The sequence below is a fragment of the Stenotrophomonas maltophilia group sp. SKK55 genome, from assembly GCF_057179845.1.
The window spans coordinates 14,899-33,262 of sequence record NZ_JBXUHP010000018.1; the positions used below are offsets into that span (position 1 = coordinate 14,899).

Below are 18,364 nucleotides of genomic sequence, written 5' to 3' on the forward strand. Positions count from 1 at the left end.
TAGAGCCGAGCCTGCGCTCGGCTGCTTCTGCGCCAACAGCAGCCGAGCATGGGCTCGGCTCTACAGAAGCGCTCAGCGGCGCGGCGCATCCGGGTCGGTGCGCAGGGCCTTCAACAGGCCCCACATGTAGAACGCCAGGGTGAACGAGAACGGCAGGCCGCACAGCACCACCGCGGTCTGCATCGCGCTGAAATTGCCAGCCAGCAGCAGGCCGACGCTGGCCACAGTGATGCCGGCGGCCCAGAACACGCGCAGCCAGATCGGCGCGTCATGGCCATCTTCCACGCCATCGTCAACGCGACGCGTGCACAGGTTGGCGATCATCAGCGTGCCCGAGTCGACCGGGGTCAGGAACAGCACGAAGCCGATCACCACCGCAGCACCGGCCACGTACGGCGCCGCAGGCAGGTATTCCAGCAGCTTGAACAAGGTCATCGCTGCATCGTGCTGGGCCACGTCACCCAGGATCGCCTGGCCATGGTTGAGCACCAGGTCAATGGCGGTGTTGCCGAAGATCGACAGCCAGGCCAGGGTGAAGCCGAGAGGGATCAGCAGCACGCCCAAGATCACTTCGCGGATGGTGCGGCCACGCGAGATGCGCGCCACGAAAAGGCCGACGAACGGCGCCCAGGCGATCCACCACGCCCAGTAGAACAGCGTCCACGACCCCATCCACTCACGGCCCTTGGGGTCGTTGAGGTACATGTCGAAGCTCTTGCGCACGAACGCGCCGAGGTAGTCGCCGGTGTTCTGGATCAGGCCGTCGAACAGGTGCAGGGTCGGGCCGGTGACCAGCACGAACAGCAGCAGGCCGCACAGCAGGCGCACGTTGAGGTTGGACAGCCAGGCAATGCCTTTTTCCACGCCAGCGACCACGCCAATGGTGGCCACGACCATCATCACCAGCACGATCGCCACCAGCACCTGCGGCGTATCCGGGATGTGGAACAGGTAGACCAGGCCGGACTGTACCACCAGCGCGCCGATGCCGAGGTTGGTCACCATCGAGATCAGCGTGGCCAGGATGCCGAAGCCATCGACCATGTCGCCGATGCGGCCATGAATGCGCTCACCGAAGACCGGGTACAACGCAGAGCGCAGCGCCAGCGGCAGGTCCCGGCGATAGGCGAAATAGCCCAGTGCCACGCCGACCAGCGCATACAGCGCCCAGCCATGCAGGCCCCAGTGCAGGAAGGTCAGCACCATCGCCTCGCGGCCGGCGGCCACGGTGCCGCCGGGCTGCCCGGGCGGATTGAGGAAATGATCCAGCGGCTCGTAGGCGCCGTAGTACAGCAGCGCGATGCCGATGCCGGCCGAGAACAGCATCGAGACCCAGGCAACGTAGCCAAAGGCCGGTGATTCCTCGTTGTGGCCCAGGCGGATGCGGCCGTACGGCGAGAACGCCAGCCACAGCACGAAGCCCAGGCACAGCACGATCAGCAGCATGTACCACCAGCCGAACGCGGCCGAGACCTCGGCCTGCGCCCATTGCAGCCAGTGCTCGCTGCCTTCGGGATAGAGCACGGTGAGCAGCCCGAGGATGCCGATCGACACCGAGGAGCTGAGGAAGACAAAACGGTTCAAGCGCAGGGGCGAACGCTTGGGATGAGCCAGGGAAGACATGGGGTCGTCTCATCAAGTCCGAGGGAGCACATGGGCGGGGCCGGACCGGTAAACCGGGCCCATGGCGTGGGGCGCGAGCGCATCCTAGGGTTTATTGATTGAACGTTCAATCAATAAAAAGCATAATGGCGGGCAGCCCGATCCTTCGGGTCGCAAACCGTGGAGAGACAATGCCGAAGAAAGGCGTGGAACCGGTACGGCGCGAACAGCTGATCCGGGCCACTTTCCAGACCATCGACGAGATCGGCATGGCCGATGCGACCGTCGCCACCATCGCGAAGAAGGCGGGGTTGTCCAGCGGCATCGTCGCCCACTACTTCGGCGACAAGGACGGCCTGCTCAATGCTGCAATGCGGCAGATCCTGCGCGAACTGAAGGACGCCGTCGCCCGCTACCGCGCAGACGCCAGCGACAGCCCGCGCGAGCAGCTGCGCGCCATCGTCGATGGCAACTTCGACGACAGCCAGATCAACGGCACCGCCATGCGCGTCTGGCTCACCTTCTGGGCCGCCAGCATGCACCAGCCGGAACTGGCCCGGCTGCAGCGCGCCAACGACCAGCGCCTGTTCTCGAACCTGTGCCACCAGTTCAACCGCCTGCTGCCCCACCCGCAGGCCCGCCTGGCCGCCCGCGGCCTGGCCGCGATGATCGATGGCCTGTGGCTGCGCGGCAGCCTGGTCGGCGGCCAGTTCAACGCCGAGAAGTCCCGGCGCATCGCTTACGGCTACATCGACTTCCAGTTGCAGGCTGTCGCGCTATAAGCGCTTCAGCACCCGCCCCCTTCCAAGGAGTACGCCCCATGACCACCCTGCCCGTCCAACAGCTCTACATCCACGGCCAGCGCGTCGATGCCACCAGCGGCAAGACCTTCAAGACCATCAACCCGGCCACCGGTGAGGTGATCGCTGAGGTGCAGGTCGCCAGCCAGGCCGACGTCGAGCGTGCCGTGCAGAGCGCAGCCGAAGGCCAGAAGGTGTGGGCCGCGATGACCGCCATGGAGCGCTCGCGCATCCTGCGCCGCGCCGTCGAGCTCCTGCGCGAGCGCAACGACGAACTGGCCCACCTGGAAACCCTGGACACCGGCAAGGCGCTGGCCGAGACCACCACCGTGGACATCGTCACCGGTGCCGACGTGGTCGAGTACTACGCGGGACTGGCTACCGCCATCGAAGGCATCCAGTTGCCGCTGCGCGAATCGAGCTTCTTCTACACCCGTCGTGAGCCGCTGGGCGTGGTCGCCGGCATCGGTGCCTGGAACTACCCGATCCAGATCGCCATGTGGAAGTCGGCACCGGCGCTGGCCGCGGGCAACGCGATGGTGTTCAAGCCGTCGGAAGTGACCCCGCTGACCGCGATCCGGCTGGCCGAGATCTACACCGAAGCCGGCGTGCCGGCCGGCGTGTTCAACGTGGTGCAGGGCCCGGGCCGCGAGATCGGCCAGTGGCTGACCGAGCACCCGGTGATCGAGAAGATCTCCTTCACCGGCGGCGTCGCCACCGGCAAGAAGGTCATGGCCAGCGCCGCGTCCTCGTCGCTGAAGGAAGTGACCATGGAACTGGGCGGCAAGTCGCCGCTGGTGATCTGCGATGACGCCGACCTCGACCGCGCCGCCGACATCGCGGTGATGGCCAACTTCTTCAGCTCCGGCCAGGTCTGCACCAACGGCACCCGCGTGTTCGTGCCGCGCAGCATGCTGGCCGCATTCGAGGCGGCCGTCGTCGAGCGCGTCAAGCGCATCCGCATCGGCGACCCGATGGCTGCCGAGACCAACTTCGGCCCGCTGACCAGCTTCCCGCACATGGAAAACGTGCTGCGCTACATCGAAAGCGGCAAGGCCGAAGGCGCCCGCCTGCTGACCGGCGGCGGCCGCGCCACCGAAGGCGCGCTGGCCAATGGCGCCTACGTGCTGCCGACCGTGTTCTCCGACTGCCGCGATGACATGACCATCGTCAAGGAAGAGATCTTCGGGCCGGTGATGAGCATCCTCGCCTATGACGACGAAGACGAAGTGGTGCGTCGCGCCAACGACACCACCTTCGGCCTCGCCGCCGGCGTGGTCAGCAAGGACATCAGCCGCGCCCACCGCATCATCCATCGCCTGGAAGCCGGCATCTGCTGGATCAACACCTGGGGTGAATCGCCGGCCGAAATGCCGGTCGGTGGCTACAAGGAATCCGGCGTCGGCCGCGAGAACGGTATCTCCACCCTCGGCCACTACACCCGCATCAAGTCGGTGCAGGTCGAGCTGGGCGACTACGCCAGCGTGTTCTGACCGGCGCGCCCCGAGCACGCCCCATCGTCCGGCCGCCGCGCCGATCCGACATTCCGCCGGGACGCCTGCATGCAGCGCGCCCCGGCCTGCAGGAGACACCCATGAGCACCCATAACGAGTACGACTACATCATCATCGGCGCCGGTTCAGCCGGCAACGTGCTGGCGACCCGCCTCACCGAAGATGCCGATGTCAGCGTGCTGCTGCTGGAAGCCGGTGGCCCGGACTACCGGCTCGACTTCCGTACCCAGATGCCGGCGGCGCTGGCCTTCCCGCTGCAGGGCAAGCGCTACAACTGGGCGTACAAGACCGATCCGGAGCCCTTCATGAACAACCGGCGCATGGACTGCGGCCGCGGCAAGGGCCTGGGTGGCTCGTCGCTGATCAACGGCATGTGCTACATCCGCGGCAACGCGATGGACTACGACAACTGGGCCAGCATGCCGGGCCTGGAAGACTGGACCTACCTGGACTGCCTGCCCTACTTCCGCAAGGCCGAAACCCGCGACATCGGCCCCAACGACTACCACGGCGGTGACGGCCCGCTGCGCGTGACCACGCCCAAGGCCGGCAACAACGAACTGTTCGCTGCGATGGTCGAGGCCGGCGTGCAGGCCGGCTACCCGCGCACCGACGACCTCAACGGCTACCAGCAGGAAGGCTTCGGCCCGATGGACCGCACGGTGACCCCGAAGGGCCGTCGTTCCAGCACCGCCCGCGGCTACCTGGACCTGGCCAAGCCACGCCCGAACCTGACCATCGTCACCCACGCGCTGACCGACCGCATCCTGTTCTCGGGCAAGCGCGCGGTGGGCGTGCAGTGGCTGCACCACGACCAGCCGCAGCGTGCCACCGCCCGCCGCGAGGTGCTGCTGTGCGGCGGCGCCATCGCCTCGCCGCAGATCCTGCAGCGCTCCGGTGTCGGCCCGGCCGACCTGCTGCGCAGCCTCGACATCGACCTGGTGCACCACCTGCCGGGCGTCGGCGCCAACCTGCAGGATCACCTGGAGATGTACCTGCAGTACGAATGCAAGAAGCCGGTGTCGCTGGCGCCGGCGCTGAAGCTGTACAACCAGCCGGCGATCGGTGCCGAGTGGCTGTTCCTGGGCACCGGCATCGGCGCCAGCAACCAGTTCGAGGCCGGCGGCTTCATCCGCAGCGACGCCGAGTTCGACTGGCCGAACCTGCAGTACCACTTCCTGCCGGTGGCGATCAACTACAACGGCTCCAACCCGATCAAGGCGCACAGCTTCCAGATGCACGTCGGCTCGATGCGCTCGCCCAGCCGTGGCCGCATCCATGTGCGCTCGAAGGACCCGCGCGAACATCCGAGCATCCTGTTCAACTACATGTCGCACGAGCAGGACTGGCGCGAATTCCGCGCGGCGATCCGCATCACCCGCGAGATCTTCGCGCAGCCGGCGCTGGCCCCGTACAGCGGCCGCGAGATCTCGCCGGGCAGTGCACTGCAGACCGATGCACAGATCGATGCGTTCGTGCGCGAGCATGCCGAGACCGCCTATCACCCGTCGTGCTCGAACAAGATGGGCCATGCCGACGACCCGATGGCGGTGGTCGATGGCCAGGGTCGCGTGCACGGCCTGGAAGGCCTGCGCATCGTCGATGCGTCGATCATGCCGCAGGTGGTGACCGGCAACCTCAACGCGCCGACCATCATGATGGCCGAGAAGCTGGCCGATGTGATCCGTGGCCGCACCCCGCTGGCCCGCAGCACCGCGCCGTACTACAAGGCCAACGGCGCACCGGTGCGCAAGCAGGGCTGACGCAAGCGGCCCGCCTGTGGGGCGCGGTAGTGCCGGCCGCTGGCCGGCATCCGCCGGATCGCCTGTCCAGCGCAGATGCCGGCCGGCGGCCGGCACGACCCAGCAAAGAGGCCCTTCGGGGCCTCTTCGCGTTTTCCCTACGGCGGGGTATGCTGCAATGACCGGCCATTGTCGATACGCTCAGGGCCGGAACCTAATACATCACGATTCCTGGAGGGGGAATATGAGTCTGGATCGTCCCTGGCTGCAGAGCTATCCGAAAGGTGTTCCCGCCGAGATCGACGTCAACGAGTTCCATTCGGTAGCTTCGGTCTTCGACGCTTCCGTCGCGAAATTCCGCGACCGTCCCGCCTACTCCAGCTTCGGCAAGGTCCTCACCTATGGCGAGACCGACGCGCTGGTCAATCAGTTCGCGGCCTACCTGCTGGGAGAGCTCAAGCTCAAGAAGGGTGACCGCGTCGCCCTGATGATGCCCAACTGCCTGCAGTACCCGGTGGCCACCTTCGGCGTGCTGCGCGCCGGCCTGACCGTGGTCAATGTCAATCCGTTGTACACCGCGCGCGAGCTCAAGCACCAGCTGATCGATGCCGGCGTGACCGCACTGGTGGTGGTCGACAACTTCGGCGACACCGTCGAGCAGGTCATCGCCGATACGCCGGTCAAGCACGTGATCACCACCGGCCTGGGCGACCTGCTTGGCGCCAAGGGCGTGATCGTCAACTTCGTGCTGAAGTACATCAAGAAGATGGTGCCCAACTACCATCTCAAGGGCGCGGTGCGCTTCCGCCAGGCGCTGAAGATCGGCAGCCGCCACAGCCTGCCCCAGGTCGAGATCGACCACGACGACATTGCGTTCCTGCAGTACACCGGCGGCACCACCGGCGTGGCCAAGGGCGCGATGCTGACCAACCGCAACCTGATCGCCAACATGCAGCAGGCCTCGGCCTGGATCAGTGCGTCGGGCATCGAGATGGGCAAGGAGTGGATCATCACCGCCCTGCCGCTGTACCACATCTTCGCACTGACCGCGAACGGGCTGGTCTTCATGAAGTTCGGTGGCTGCAACCACCTGATCACCAATCCGCGTGACATGAAGGGCTTCGTCAAGGAGCTCAAGTCGGTGCGCTTCACCGCCATCACCGGCGTCAACACGCTGTTCAATGGCCTGCTCAACACCCCCGGCTTCGACACCGTCGACTTTTCCTCGCTGAAGGTCACCCTGGGCGGCGGCATGGCGGTGCAACGCGCCGTGGCCGAGCGTTGGAAGAAGGTCACCGGGGTGACCCTGGTGGAGGCGTATGGCCTGACCGAGACCTCGCCGGCGGCCTGCATCAACCCGCTCACCCTGACCGAATACAACGGCTCGATCGGCTTGCCGATCCCGTCCACCGATGCCTGCATCAAGGACGACAACAGCGCCATCCTGCCGCTGGGCGAGGTCGGCGAGCTCTGCATCAAGGGCCCGCAGGTGATGAAGGGCTACTGGCAGCGCCCGGAGGAAACCGCCAAGGCGATCGATGCCGACGGCTGGTTGCATACCGGCGACATGGCGAAGATGGACGAACACGGCTTCTTCTACATCGTCGACCGCAAGAAGGACATGATCCTGGTGTCCGGCTTCAACGTGTACCCGAATGAAGTCGAGGACGTGATCGCGATGATGCCGGGCGTGCTGGAAGTGGCCGCGGTCGGCGTCCCGGACGACAAGTCCGGCGAGGTGGTGAAGGTGGTCATCGTGAAGAAGGATCCGAACCTGACCGCCGAAATGGTCAAGGAGCATGCCCGGGCCAACCTGACCGGCTACAAGCACCCCAAAATCGTTGAATTCCGAAAGGAGCTGCCGAAGACCAATGTCGGCAAGATCCTCCGTCGCGAACTCCGCGATACGCCCGCCCAGTAAGGGTTTGCGGCAATTTGAACGATGCAGGGCCCGGGGCGGAAACGTCCCGGGCCCTTTCGCATGCGACGCCCCTGGGGCGGTGTAGCATCGCCGCGTGTGTGGACCGTTCGGCCCGCCGGCCACCCACCTGACACTGCGGGCCGCATGCCGAGGACCCTTCCATGAGTACCATCGAAAAGCTGCCTTCAAGCGGCTCACCGTTCGCCACCATCCGTACCGAAGACAGCGCCGACGGCGCTGCCCACTGGCTGTTCATGCACGCCGACGCCGCCACCGGGATCCGCCCCTGCTGCCGCAAGGACATGCTTGACGAAATGTGGAGCTACATGGCGGCCATCACCCGCAGCCCTGCCGAACGCCACAGCGGAACATTGCGGCATTTCGTGCTGGCCTCCGATGCCGTCGCCTACAACCTGGGCGGCGACCTGGACCTGTTCACCCGCCTGATCCGTGAAGGCAACCGCGACCTCCTGCTGAACTACGCCCAGCGCTGCGTGGAGGGCGTGCACCACCTGCACACCGGGTTCGGCGGCGACGTCCGTTCGATCGCGCTGATCCAGGGTGACGCCCTCGGCGGCGGCCTGGAAATGGCCCTGGCCTGCCACACCATCGTCGCCGAGGAAGGCAGCGGACTGGGCCTGCCGGAGGTGCTGTTCGGCCTGTTCCCGGGCATGGGTGCGTACTCCTTCCTGTGCCGGCGCGTGTCCCCCCACCTGGCCGAGAAGATCATCCTCGACGGCCGGGTCTACAGCGCCGAGGAGATGCACGCGATGGGCGTGGTCGACGTGCTGGTGAAGAAGGGCGAAGGCCGGGCGGCGGTGGAAGAACTGATCCGCCAGCAGCAGCGCACGCCGCAGTCCTATCTGGCGATGAACGCCGCACGCGCCATCGCCCAGCCGGTCAGCTACGACGAACTGCTGGAGATCACCAAGGTATGGGTCGATTCCGCCCTCGCACTCGGCGACCGTTCGCTGCGTACCATGGACCGCCTGATCAAGGCCCAGACCCGTCGCGCCAGTCTCGACGCGGCCTGATTCATCCCTCCCCCAGGATGGGTTCAAGCCCGGTTGGCCACCGGGCTTTTTTTATGCACCCTGCCGTGGTTCAACGCGCCTCGCCATCGTCGGCAGCGCCGCGCAGCCGGCGTTCGGCCCGTGCCTCCAGCGCGCGCCGGCCTTCCTTGATCGCCTCCTGCAGGATGCCCAGGCGCTGGCGCCATTCGGTCTTCAGCTGCCAGTCGGCCATCCGCATCAGCTCGCCGGCACGGTTGGACGCGCGCATCAGGCCGAGGTTGCTGGCCACGCCCTTGATCGCGTGGGACTGTTCGCGGAACACATCCCACTGCGTGGCCTCACCGGCCTGCTCGGCCTTGCCCATGCAGCCCGCCACGTCCTCCAGGCATTGGCGGATGAACTCACGTTCGAAGCCCTCGCCCATGCCCAGCGAGGCCAGCTCGTCCAGCACGCTGCTGTCGAGCACCCCGTCCTGCAGCGCCATCGGTCGCACCACCGGTGCGGCCATGGTCTTCAGCTGGGCGTTGCTGGCGATCTCGGCCAGGGTATCGAGCAGGCGCACCGCCACCACGGGCTTGGCCAGGAACGCATGCGCCCCAGCCTGGGTACAGCGCTGGATCGCCTCGGGCGTGACATCGGCGCTGAGCACCAGCACCGGCGTGCGCGGACCGCCGCCGGCCTGCATCACCCGCAACTCCTTCAGCATGTCCAGCCCGCTCATGCCCGGCATGTGCAGGTCGACAATGACCGCGTCGAATTCACTGTCGGCCAGCGCATCCAGCACCGCCTCACTGCCATCCACGCACAGCACGCGATGCCCGGCCTTCTGCAGCAGGCGCTGCAGGACCATGCGGTTGGCCTCGTGGTCGTCGGCCACCAGGATCTGCATGCTGCGCACGCGGGCGCGATGGCGCAGGAACGGGTCGGCAAATGCGATCACGTTGCCGCCCGGCCCCACGTCGTCGTCGCCGGTCAGGCTCGGCACCGCACCCGGCACCTGCGGCTGCGGCGGCGCGAACGGCAGCTCGACCCAGAAGTGGCTGCCGCGCGGCGGGTTTTCCAGATAGCCGATGTCACCGTCCATCGCCTCGACCAGGCCCTTGGCGATGGTTGTGCCCAGCCCGGTGCCCTCGTGGCGTCGCGCCATGCTGACGTCAGCCTGCTCGAAGGCATCGAACAGCCGCGCACGCATGGCCGGGGCCACGCCGATGCCGGTGTCGAGGATGTCGAAGCGCAGCCGCACCGCGCCACTGGTATCGGCCTGCACCACGCTGACACGGATTTCGACCCGGCCGTGATCGGTGAACTTGACCGCGTTGCCGGCCAGGTTCAGCAGGATCTGCCGCAGGTGCCCGACGTCTCCGCGCACGCGTGGCGGCACACCATCGGCGACCTTCACCCGGTAATCCAGGCGCTTGGCCTTGGCCTGCGGCAACAGGATCAGCCCGATTGCCTGGATCACGTCGGCCACGGCGAAGTCTTCGGCCACCACGCGCAGCTTGCCGGCCTCGATGGCCGAGATGTCCAGCACTTCCTCCACCAGCGCCAGCAGGCTGCGCGACGACGCCTGGATGGTGTTGAGGCACTCGCGCTGCTCATCGTCCAGGCGCGTGGTCGCCAGCACTTCGGTCATGCCGTTGAGGCCGTTCAACGGCGTGCGGAACTCGTGGCTCATGTTGGCCAGGAAACGGCTCTTGGCCTCGCTGGCACGGCGCGCCTCGGCCATCGCTTCGGTCAGCTGCCGCAGCAGCGTCGAGAAGTACAGCGGCACCGCCGCCAGGCCGAGCCAGAGGCCGATGGCCAGACGGAAATTCTGTTGCCAGTAAGGCGTCAGCAGCACCGTGCAACCGAAGCTCACCATCGCCATCGCCACCGCCACGTACAGGTAGTGGTTGCCGAAGCGCATGCCATTGCCGACCGTCACCCACATCACCACGATGTAGACCCAGGCCAGGGGCTCGCCCATCTGCACCATGCCGGCAGCGATCAGGCCATAGTCGGCGAGCATGCCCAGCACGCGGCGGGGATCGGAACGCGCCGGCCGCCACAGCAGCCAGCCGAACAACAGCAGCGACAGGCTCAGGCCGGTCAATACGATCGCCAGCACGCCCACGTACTGCGTGTGCGGCAGGTCGTGGCGCGGCGCCGGCAAGAGCACGTAGACCAGGATCAGGCTGATCAGGACAATACGGACGATCTGCTGGCCGTGTTCGCTGTCCTGGCGCTGGGACAGGCGCAGCCGCAGCTGCGACAACAGCCGTTTCACGCGCCAAGCCCCGGGCGCGCGGACGCCATCGAATGCTCGGCGCAGATCTGGTCCAGCTGTTCGCGGCCGCGCAGCAGCGCGTCCACGCATCGGGGATCGAACAGCCGGCCACGCTGGGCGTAGAGATAAGCCAGGGTGGCTTCCATGGTCCATGCTTCCTTGTACGGACGGGGCGAAATCAGGGCGTCGAAGACATCGGCGACAGCCACGATGCGCGCTTCCAGCGGAATCGCATCGCCGACCAGCCCATCGGGATAGCCGCTGCCGTCGTAGCGCTCATGATGACGCAGTGCGATCAACGCGCCAACCTGGATGAAACGATTCTGGCTGCCGCTCAGCAGTTCATGGCCAATCCGCGGGTGCCGGCGCATGATCGCCAGCTCCTCCTCGTTGAGCTTGCCCTGCTTGAGCAACACCGCATCGGGAATGGCGATCTTGCCCATGTCATGCAGCGGTGCAGCCATTTCGATCAGGCGCACCTCCTCCTCGGGCAGCCCGAGCTGTTCGGCAATCAGGCCGGCCACGCGTGCCATGCGCTCCAGGTAGGCGCTGGTGCCGGCATCACGGAACTCGATCGCGCGCGCCAGTCTTGACAGCGTTTCGCGCTCCCGCTCTTCGACCTCATGCATGCTGGCCAGCAGGCGCTGCTCCAGCGACAGCGCCCGTTGCTTCACGTTCTCGGTCTGCTGGCGCAGCTGCAGCAGGTTGTAGCAGCGAGCACGCAGTTCGCGCGGGCGGATCGGCTTGACCAGGAAGTCGATGACGCCGGCTTCCAGTGCCGCCTGGCGGATCGGCTCGTCACCGACCACGGTGATCAGGATCACCGGAATGTCGCGGTGCTTGGGCAGGCGACGGAAACGACGGGCGAACTCCAGGCCATCCATCTCCGGCATGCGGTAATCGAGCAGCAACAGGTCGACCGGATGGGCTTCGCACCAGGCCAATGCGGTCAGCGGATCGCCGAAGTCATACACGCTCAGTTCCGGCGCGATGTCTTCGATGACGTGACGCAGCATCGTCCGGGCGGAAGTCTGGTCATCAACGATGACGATATTCAACGCGTACTCTGCCTGGTTTTTCGACCACGCTGGATCATCAGCAGGCGAGGATACTCTGCCGCTGCGAACGCTCGCACCCTGCATCGGCCTGACTCCCGTGTCATGCGTCCCGATTCATGATCGTCATCACAATGTGAAGCGGACTCCCCACACCGTGCCCTCCCCCAACGCCGATCAAGCCATAACAGGCGTCAAGGTAGTGCAATTACGATACGCCGAGTGCGGGATGCGTCAATCGCGCCGTCTCGTTTCGGGACGGCGCGCACAATCGGGAGTCAAAAACGCGACTTACTGCTCCGGACGCATGTACGGGAACAGCAGCACATCGCGGATCGAGCTGCTGCCGGTCAGCAGCATCACCAGACGATCGACGCCGATGCCGAGGCCGCCGGTCGGGGCCATGCCGTACTCCAGCGCACGGATGTAGTCGGCGTCGTAGTGCATGGCCTCATCGTCGCCACCTTCCTTCGCGGCCACCTGGGCCTGGAAGCGCTGGGCCTGGTCTTCCGGGTCGTTCAACTCGGAGAAGCCATTGGCCAGCTCCTTGCCGTTGACGAACAGCTCGAAGCGGTCGGTGTAGCCCGGATCATTGTCGTTGGCACGGGCCAGCGGCGAGACTTCCACCGGATGGTCGGTGATGAAGGTCGGCTGGATCAGGGTGTGCTCGACGGTGGCCTCGAAGATCTCAAGCAGCAGCTTGCCCCAGCCGTAGGACGGCTTGACGCGGATGTTCAAACGCTCGCAATGGCGCAGCAGCGCGTCACGGTCGGTGCAGTCGGCAACCGAGATTTCCGGGTTGTGGTGGCGCACGGCTTCGTCCATGCGCCAGCGGCGGAACGCCGGGCCCAGGTCGATCTTCGCGCCGTCCCACTCGACCTCGGTGCTGCCGTTGACCGTCCTGGCCACGTCACGGATCACGCCTTCGGTCAGGTCCATGATCTCGTTGTACGTGGCATAGGCCTCGTACAGCTCCATCATGGTGAATTCCGGATTGTGGCGGGTGCTGACGCCTTCGTTGCGGAAGTTGCGGTTGATCTCGTACACGCGCTCCAGGCCGCCCACGGTCAGTCGCTTGAGGTACAGCTCCGGCGCCACGCGCAGGTACAGGTCCAGGTCCAGCGCGTTGTGGTGGGTGGTGAACGGCTTGGCCGCCGCGCCGCCGGGGATGTAATGCATCATCGGCGTCTCGACTTCCAGGAAGTCGCGGTTGTCCAGCCACGCACGCATGGCGCGGATGATCTTCGAGCGCTTGATGAAGACCGCGCGCGATTCCGGGGTCACGATCAGATCGACGTAACGCTGGCGGTAGCGCTGCTCGACGTCGGCCAGGCCGTGCCACTTGTCCGGCAACGGACGCAGCGACTTGGTCAGCAGGCGGATCGACTCGGCCTTGACCGACAGCTCGCCGGTCCTGGTCCGGGTCAGGCCGCCTTCGACGGCGATGATGTCGCCCACGTCCCAGCCCTTGAACGCGGTGTAGGCGTCGCCCAGCACGGCCCCCTGCAGGAACAGCTGGATGCGGCCGGACTCGTCCTGGATCTGCGCGAAGCTCGCCTTGCCCATGATGCGCTTGGCCATCAGGCGGCCGGCCATCTTCACCTGGCGGCCGTTGCCTTCCAGCGCCTCGGCGGTCCACTGTTCGGCATCGGCGAATTCGTCCTGCAGGCGGCCGGCGAAGTCCTCACGACGGAAATCGTTCGGGTACGCGATGCCCTGCCCACGCAGCGCTTTGAGTTTCTCACGGCGCTCGGCGATCAACTTGTTCTCGTCGACGGGGGGGGTATCGGTAGCTTCGCTCATGGATCTGCGGGAATCGTGTAGTGAGGGGGATCTTGCGCCCGGCGCGGCCGGCTCCACAGCATACCAAAACCGCCCTGCCCCGGCCTGGAGAGGGGTCAGATCCCTTTGCGCAGCAAAGGGATCTGACCCCATCAGCGGATCGGCGCCTACGCGTTCCCGGGGAACGCCTGCCGCAGCTCGTCCACCAGCACCCGCTGGTTCTCCGAGTAATCGACCGGTACCGACACCAGGTGCACCCCGCCCTCGTTGAACGCCGCCTGCAGGGTCGGGATGAACTGCTCGATGGCGGTCACCTCATGCCCCTTGCAGCCATAGGCCTCGGCGTACTTCACGAAATCCGGGTTGCTGAAGGTCATGCCGTAGTCGGTGAAGCCATCCACCGCCTGCTTCCAGCGGATCATGCCGTAGGCGCCGTCGTTGAGGATCAGCACCACCAGGTTGAGCCCCAGCCGGCGCGCTGTCTCCAGCTCCTGGCTGTTCATCATGAAACCACCATCGCCACACACCGCCAGCACCCGCCGCTGTGGATACAGGATCGAGGCCATGATCGCCGATGGCAGGCCCGCGCCCATGGTCGCCAGCGCGTTGTCCAGCAGCAATGTGTTGGCGACCTGGGTACGGTAGTTGCGAGCGAACCAGATCTTGTACATGCCGTTGTCCAGCGCCACGATGCCGTCCGGCGGCATCACCTGGCGCACGTCGTGCACCAGCCGCTGCGGGGTGAAACGGGCCTCCTCGGCACGGTCGGCCAGATGCTCGAGGATGGTCGCGCGCAGCGGCAGCAGCGCGGCGGCATTCGGCACCGCGCCTTCGATGCGGTCGGCCAGCTGGGTCAGCGAACGGCCGATGTCGCCGATCACCTCCACCTGCGGGAAGTACACCTGTTCCACCGCCGCCTGCGAGTAGCCGATATGGATCACGGTCGGCCCGCCCGGGCGCATCACGAACGGCGGCTTCTCGGTGACCTCGTGGCCGATGGTCACGATCACGTCGGCCTGGTCGATCGCCATGTGCACGTAATCACGCTCGGTCAGCGCTGCGGTACCCATGTACAGGCCCGAGCCGCCGGCCACCGCGCCCTTGCCCATCTGCGTGGTGAAGAACGGAATGCCGGCGCGCAGCACGAACGCCGACAGCGCCTCGCTGGACTGCGGCCGCGACGCCGCCGAAGCGATCATCAGCAACGGTCGCTTGGCACTGCGGATGGTCTCTGCCGCCCGATCCAACGCTTCCGGGCTGGCGATGGGACGATCCACCGCGTGCGGCGGCACCAGCGCCACGCCCTCCACCTCATCGGCCGCGATGTCTTCGGGCAGCTCCAGCAGCACTGGGCCCGGGCGCTCTTCCTGGGCGACACGGAACGCCTCGCGGACGATGGTCGGGATCGTGCGCGCCGAGACGATCTGCCGTGCCTGCTTGGTCAGCGGCTTCATCGTGCCGACGATGTCGACGATCTGGAAGCGCGCCTGCTTGCTGGCGACGATGCCCTTCTGGCCAGTGATCATGATCACCGGCCACGCACCGAGCAGCGCATAGGCGGCGCCGGTGGTGAAGTTGAGCGCGCCCGGACCGAGCGTGGCCAGGCACACGCCGGGCTTGCCGGTCAGGCGGCCATAGGTGGCGGCCATGAACACCGCTGCCTGCTCGTGGCGGGTGATGACCAGCTCGATGCTGGAATGACGAAGCGACTCGACCACGTCGAGGTTTTCCTCGCCGGGGATACCGAAAATGCGCTCGACGCCTTCGTTCTCAAGTGCGGCGACAAGCAGATCTGAACCCTTGGACATTGGAATGCCGTCCTTTTCGCTGGACTGATGGTGGATCGTTGCAGGAAGGAGGGAAGCTGCGCGTCAACGCTTGTCGAACCACACCGTCTGCGCGTTGACGAATTCGCGGATGCCGAAGTGCGAGAGCTCACGACCGAAGCCACTCTTTTTCACGCCGCCGATCGGCACGCGCGGGTCTGAAGCGGAGAAGCCGTTGACGAACACGCCGCCGGTCTGCAGCCGGCGCGCCAGCTGCATGGCCCGCGCGCGGTCGCCGGTCCACAGGTTGCCGCTCAGGCCGAATTCGCTCTGGTTGGCCAGTTCCACCGCATGGTCGGCGTCGCGGGCGCGACTGATCGAGGCCACCGGCCCGAAGGTCTCGGTATCGAAGGCCTGCATGCCCGGCTCCACGTCCGCCAACACGGTGGGCGCATAGAACGCGCCCGGGCGATCGAGCTGATGGCCACCGACGAGCAGCATCGCGCCTGCCTCCACCGAGGCGCGCACCTGCGCGTCCAACTGTTCCAGCAGGTCCTGGCGTGCCATCGGCCCGATGCGGTTGCCTGCCTCGCGGCCATCGCCGATGGTCAGTGCCTGCACCTTCTCGCAGAACTGCGCCACGAAACGGTCGTAGACCGCGTCTTCGACGATGATGCGCTTTCCGGCGATGCAGACCTGCCCGGTGTTCTGGAAGCGCGAGGCTACCGCCGCATCAACGGCGGCGTCCAGATCGGCGTCGGCCAGTACGATGAACGGATCCGAGCCCCCCAGCTCCAGCACCACCTTCTTCAGCGCCTGCCCGGCCTGGGCGGCGATGCTGCGGCCTGCGGCCACGCTGCCGGTCAGGGTCACTGCAGCGATGCGATCATCGGCGATCGCGCGGCTGGTGCCCTCGCGGCTGATGTTGGCGGCGATGAAGGTGCCTTCCGGCAGGCCGGCATCGCGCCAGGCCGCGTCGAGCAGCTGCGCGGTACCGACGATGTTCTCGGCCGGCTTCAGCAGGAAACCGTTGCCGCCCATCAGGATCGGCACCGCCGCACGCATCACCTGCCAGTACGGGAAGTTCCACGGCATGATGCCCAGCACCACGCCCAGCGGCAGGTAGGACACGTAGGCCTTGTCGTCGGGCACCTGGGTCGGTTCGTCGCGCAGGAACTGCGCGCCATGGTCGGCGTACCAGTCGCACAGCACGGCACACTTCTCGATCTCGGCCAGCGATTCGGCCTGTACCTTGCCCATCTCGGCGGTAGCCAGCGCGGCCAGCTTTTCGCGGTCACGCCGCAGTACGGCGGCCATCGCACGCAGTACGTCTGCGCGCTGTTCGAGGCTCTTGACGCTCCAGGCCGCAAAGCCGACCTGGCCGCGATCGAGGATTGTTTCCAGCTCGGCATCGGTGGCGAAGGGATGGCTGGCGATCTGCTGGCCGGTGGCCGGATCGCGGGAAATGGCGGTGGTGGGGGCAGCGGACATGCAGGGCTCCTGTTGTCTCGGCAACGGGCAGCGGCCCGTCTTCTGCCCAGAAATGTGGACCCGATTGGCGGAGGCAACAAGGCGTCTGCTTATCCTGTGACCTGCACTTACCTGTGTGAATGGGGTTATCGGCAGGGCTGCGCCCTGCACCCGCAGAGGCTTCAAGCCAAGCCAAGCCAAGGCAACGGCAACGGCAACGGCAGAAGCTGGCATTCCGTGGGTTGGCGGGGCGGGTCCGGTTGAGGGGGACGCTGCAAGTACCCCTCCGGGGCCCGGCCCAGCCGCTGGCGGCTGTGCGTTCGGGCGCTTGCGAAGCAGTGCTTCGCAAGCAAAGCGCCCTTACCCATGTAAGCTCGGTCGCCGCTTGCTCGTGTGCGCTGTCCTGCGCACACGAGCAAGCGGCTGCCAAGCCTACACGGACGTACTTGCGGCGTCCCCGCACTCCGACACCGCCCCGCCAAACCACGGAACCTAGCTCTGGCTCTGGCTCTGGCTCTGGCTTTGGCCGTTGCATTGAGCAGGTGCAGGGCTGCAAGCCCTGCCGATCAACCTACTTCCGCGGCAGGTAGGTCACCAGGGAAAGGTCGTGCCGGCTCTCCGGCACCAGCGCCACGTACTGCAGGTCCAGCAACCCCCGCGTGGGATGGTTGAGCTTCTTCGCACCTTCATCGAACCGACGCACGTCGTGCTCCGGCCACCATTGGCGAAACTCTTCGCTGTGCGCGGCGATGTCTTCCACCAGCGCCAGGAACGGGGCCTTGTCCGGGGCCTGCGCCATCGCCGCGCGGAAGCCCGCCAGCAGCCCGCGGGTCATTTCTTCCCAGTTGAGGATCAGCGTGCGATACGGCGGGTACAGGAACATCAGCCGCAGCGTGTTGCGCTCATGCGGCGCCAGCTGGCTGTAGTCCACGAAAAGATCGGCGATGGCCGGGTTCCAGGCCAGGATGTCGAAGCGGGTATTGCGTACGTAGGCCGGGATCGGCTGCATCGCCTCCACCAGCTGGCGTAGGCCATCGGTCACGCTCTCGTCCGGTGATTCAAGCGGCACGCCGTAGCCGGACAGCGCGAACGCGTAGGCGCGCTCGTCGTCGCTCATGCGCAGCACCTGCGCCAGGCGCTCCAGCACTTCGGGCGAGGCGCGCACTTCACGCCCCTGCTCGATCCAGGTGTACCAGCTGACGCTGACCCCGATCGCCAGCGCGACTTCCTCGCGCTTCAGGCCCGGGGTGCGCCGGCGCCCGGCCGGGAGGCCGAGCGTGGCGGGGTCGACACGGGCGCGGCAGGCCTTGAGGAAGCCACCGAGTTCCTTGCGTTCACTTTCGCTGCGCATCATCGGCCCGTCCTACCCTTTGTAGCGTTGAGCCATGCTCGACGCGTCTGCTACTGCGCCAACAGCAGCCGAGCATGGGCTC

General features: G+C 66.4%; 12 protein-coding genes. 5 read left to right on the forward strand and 7 right to left on the reverse strand.

Features of this window, described 5'->3' with window-relative positions; genetic code table 11:
- Nucleotides 1–72: 72 nt before the first annotated feature.
- Entirely contained in the window at nucleotides 73–1,623 is a 1,551-nt protein-coding gene (locus AC2A1N_RS09135; protein WP_061479285.1) for a BCCT family transporter, read from the reverse strand.
- A gap of 170 nt (nucleotides 1,624–1,793) precedes the next feature.
- Here AC2A1N_RS09135 and betI point away from each other — a divergent pair, with 170 nt between their 5' ends.
- The 5 genes from betI to AC2A1N_RS09160 all read left to right on the forward strand — a co-directional run bounded on the left by betI (nucleotide 1,794) and on the right by AC2A1N_RS09160 (nucleotide 8,613).
- Nucleotides 1,794–2,384, forward strand: a complete 591-nt coding sequence (gene betI / locus AC2A1N_RS09140) for a transcriptional regulator BetI (protein WP_061479284.1) — start codon at nucleotides 1,794–1,796, stop codon at nucleotides 2,382–2,384.
- 38 nt (nucleotides 2,385–2,422) lie between these two features.
- Nucleotides 2,423–3,895: a betaine-aldehyde dehydrogenase gene (gene betB, locus AC2A1N_RS09145; RefSeq protein WP_061479283.1), complete on the forward strand. Its 1,473-nt coding sequence runs from the start codon at nucleotides 2,423–2,425 to the stop codon at nucleotides 3,893–3,895.
- A gap of 101 nt (nucleotides 3,896–3,996) precedes the next feature.
- Complete coding sequence (betA, locus tag AC2A1N_RS09150; protein WP_061479282.1) at nucleotides 3,997–5,679, forward strand: choline dehydrogenase; 1,683 nt, start codon at nucleotides 3,997–3,999, stop codon at nucleotides 5,677–5,679.
- Nucleotides 5,680–5,902: 223 nt separating this feature from the next.
- Nucleotides 5,903–7,579, forward strand: coding sequence for a long-chain fatty acid--CoA ligase (locus AC2A1N_RS09155; protein WP_061479281.1), 1,677 nt, complete (start codon nucleotides 5,903–5,905; stop codon nucleotides 7,577–7,579).
- A gap of 161 nt (nucleotides 7,580–7,740) precedes the next feature.
- The gene (locus AC2A1N_RS09160; protein WP_061479280.1) at nucleotides 7,741–8,613 is read left to right on the forward strand and encodes a crotonase/enoyl-CoA hydratase family protein; all 873 of its coding nucleotides are present in this window, start codon (nucleotides 7,741–7,743) and stop codon (nucleotides 8,611–8,613) included.
- A gap of 70 nt (nucleotides 8,614–8,683) precedes the next feature.
- On the opposite strand, the gene AC2A1N_RS09165 is transcribed toward AC2A1N_RS09160, so the two are convergent.
- From AC2A1N_RS09165 to AC2A1N_RS09190, 6 genes are all read right to left on the reverse strand, one after another.
- Nucleotides 8,684–10,858: a response regulator gene (locus AC2A1N_RS09165; RefSeq protein WP_484372073.1), complete on the reverse strand. Its 2,175-nt coding sequence runs from the start codon at nucleotides 10,856–10,858 to the stop codon at nucleotides 8,684–8,686.
- Nucleotides 10,855–12,000, reverse strand: a complete 1,146-nt coding sequence (gene rpfG, locus AC2A1N_RS09170) for a cyclic di-GMP phosphodiesterase response regulator RpfG (RefSeq protein ID WP_049435901.1) — start codon at nucleotides 11,998–12,000, stop codon at nucleotides 10,855–10,857. The genes AC2A1N_RS09165 and rpfG overlap by 4 nt, the downstream gene beginning before the upstream one ends.
- 204 nt (nucleotides 12,001–12,204) lie before the next feature.
- Nucleotides 12,205–13,716, reverse strand: a complete 1,512-nt coding sequence (lysS, locus tag AC2A1N_RS09175; protein WP_061479278.1) for a lysine--tRNA ligase — start codon at nucleotides 13,714–13,716, stop codon at nucleotides 12,205–12,207.
- Between the two features lie 146 nt (nucleotides 13,717–13,862).
- Entirely contained in the window at nucleotides 13,863–15,503 is a 1,641-nt protein-coding gene (locus AC2A1N_RS09180; protein WP_061479277.1) for an acetolactate synthase large subunit, read from the reverse strand.
- A gap of 63 nt (nucleotides 15,504–15,566) precedes the next feature.
- Nucleotides 15,567–16,952 (reverse strand): NAD-dependent succinate-semialdehyde dehydrogenase, encoded by a 1,386-nt coding sequence (locus AC2A1N_RS09185; protein ID WP_061479276.1) that lies wholly within the window; start codon nucleotides 16,950–16,952, stop codon nucleotides 15,567–15,569.
- Nucleotides 16,953–17,502: 550 nt separating this feature from the next.
- Nucleotides 17,503–18,285, reverse strand: a complete 783-nt coding sequence (locus AC2A1N_RS09190) for a helix-turn-helix transcriptional regulator (RefSeq protein ID WP_019661470.1) — start codon at nucleotides 18,283–18,285, stop codon at nucleotides 17,503–17,505.
- Nucleotides 18,286–18,364 lie beyond the last annotated feature (79 nt).

What these genes read in the sequence shown, in the direction of transcription:
- AC2A1N_RS09135 (WP_061479285.1), bottom strand. Translation starts at nt 1,623, where the DNA reads ATGTCTTCCCTGGCTCATCCCAAGCGTTCGCCCCTGCGCTTGAACCGT.
- betI (WP_061479284.1), top strand. Translation starts at nt 1,794, where the DNA reads ATGCCGAAGAAAGGCGTGGAACCGGTACGGCGCGAACAGCTGATCCGG.
- betB (WP_061479283.1), top strand. Translation starts at nt 2,423, where the DNA reads ATGACCACCCTGCCCGTCCAACAGCTCTACATCCACGGCCAGCGCGTC.
- betA (WP_061479282.1), top strand. Translation starts at nt 3,997, where the DNA reads ATGAGCACCCATAACGAGTACGACTACATCATCATCGGCGCCGGTTCA.
- AC2A1N_RS09155 (WP_061479281.1), top strand. Translation starts at nt 5,903, where the DNA reads ATGAGTCTGGATCGTCCCTGGCTGCAGAGCTATCCGAAAGGTGTTCCC.
- AC2A1N_RS09160 (WP_061479280.1), top strand. Translation starts at nt 7,741, where the DNA reads ATGAGTACCATCGAAAAGCTGCCTTCAAGCGGCTCACCGTTCGCCACC.
- rpfG (WP_049435901.1), bottom strand. Translation starts at nt 12,000, where the DNA reads ATGCAGGGTGCGAGCGTTCGCAGCGGCAGAGTATCCTCGCCTGCTGAT.
- lysS (WP_061479278.1), bottom strand. Translation starts at nt 13,716, where the DNA reads ATGAGCGAAGCTACCGATACCCCCCCCGTCGACGAGAACAAGTTGATC.
- AC2A1N_RS09180 (WP_061479277.1), bottom strand. Translation starts at nt 15,503, where the DNA reads ATGTCCAAGGGTTCAGATCTGCTTGTCGCCGCACTTGAGAACGAAGGC.
- AC2A1N_RS09185 (WP_061479276.1), bottom strand. Translation starts at nt 16,952, where the DNA reads ATGTCCGCTGCCCCCACCACCGCCATTTCCCGCGATCCGGCCACCGGC.
- AC2A1N_RS09190 (WP_019661470.1), bottom strand. Translation starts at nt 18,285, where the DNA reads ATGATGCGCAGCGAAAGTGAACGCAAGGAACTCGGTGGCTTCCTCAAG.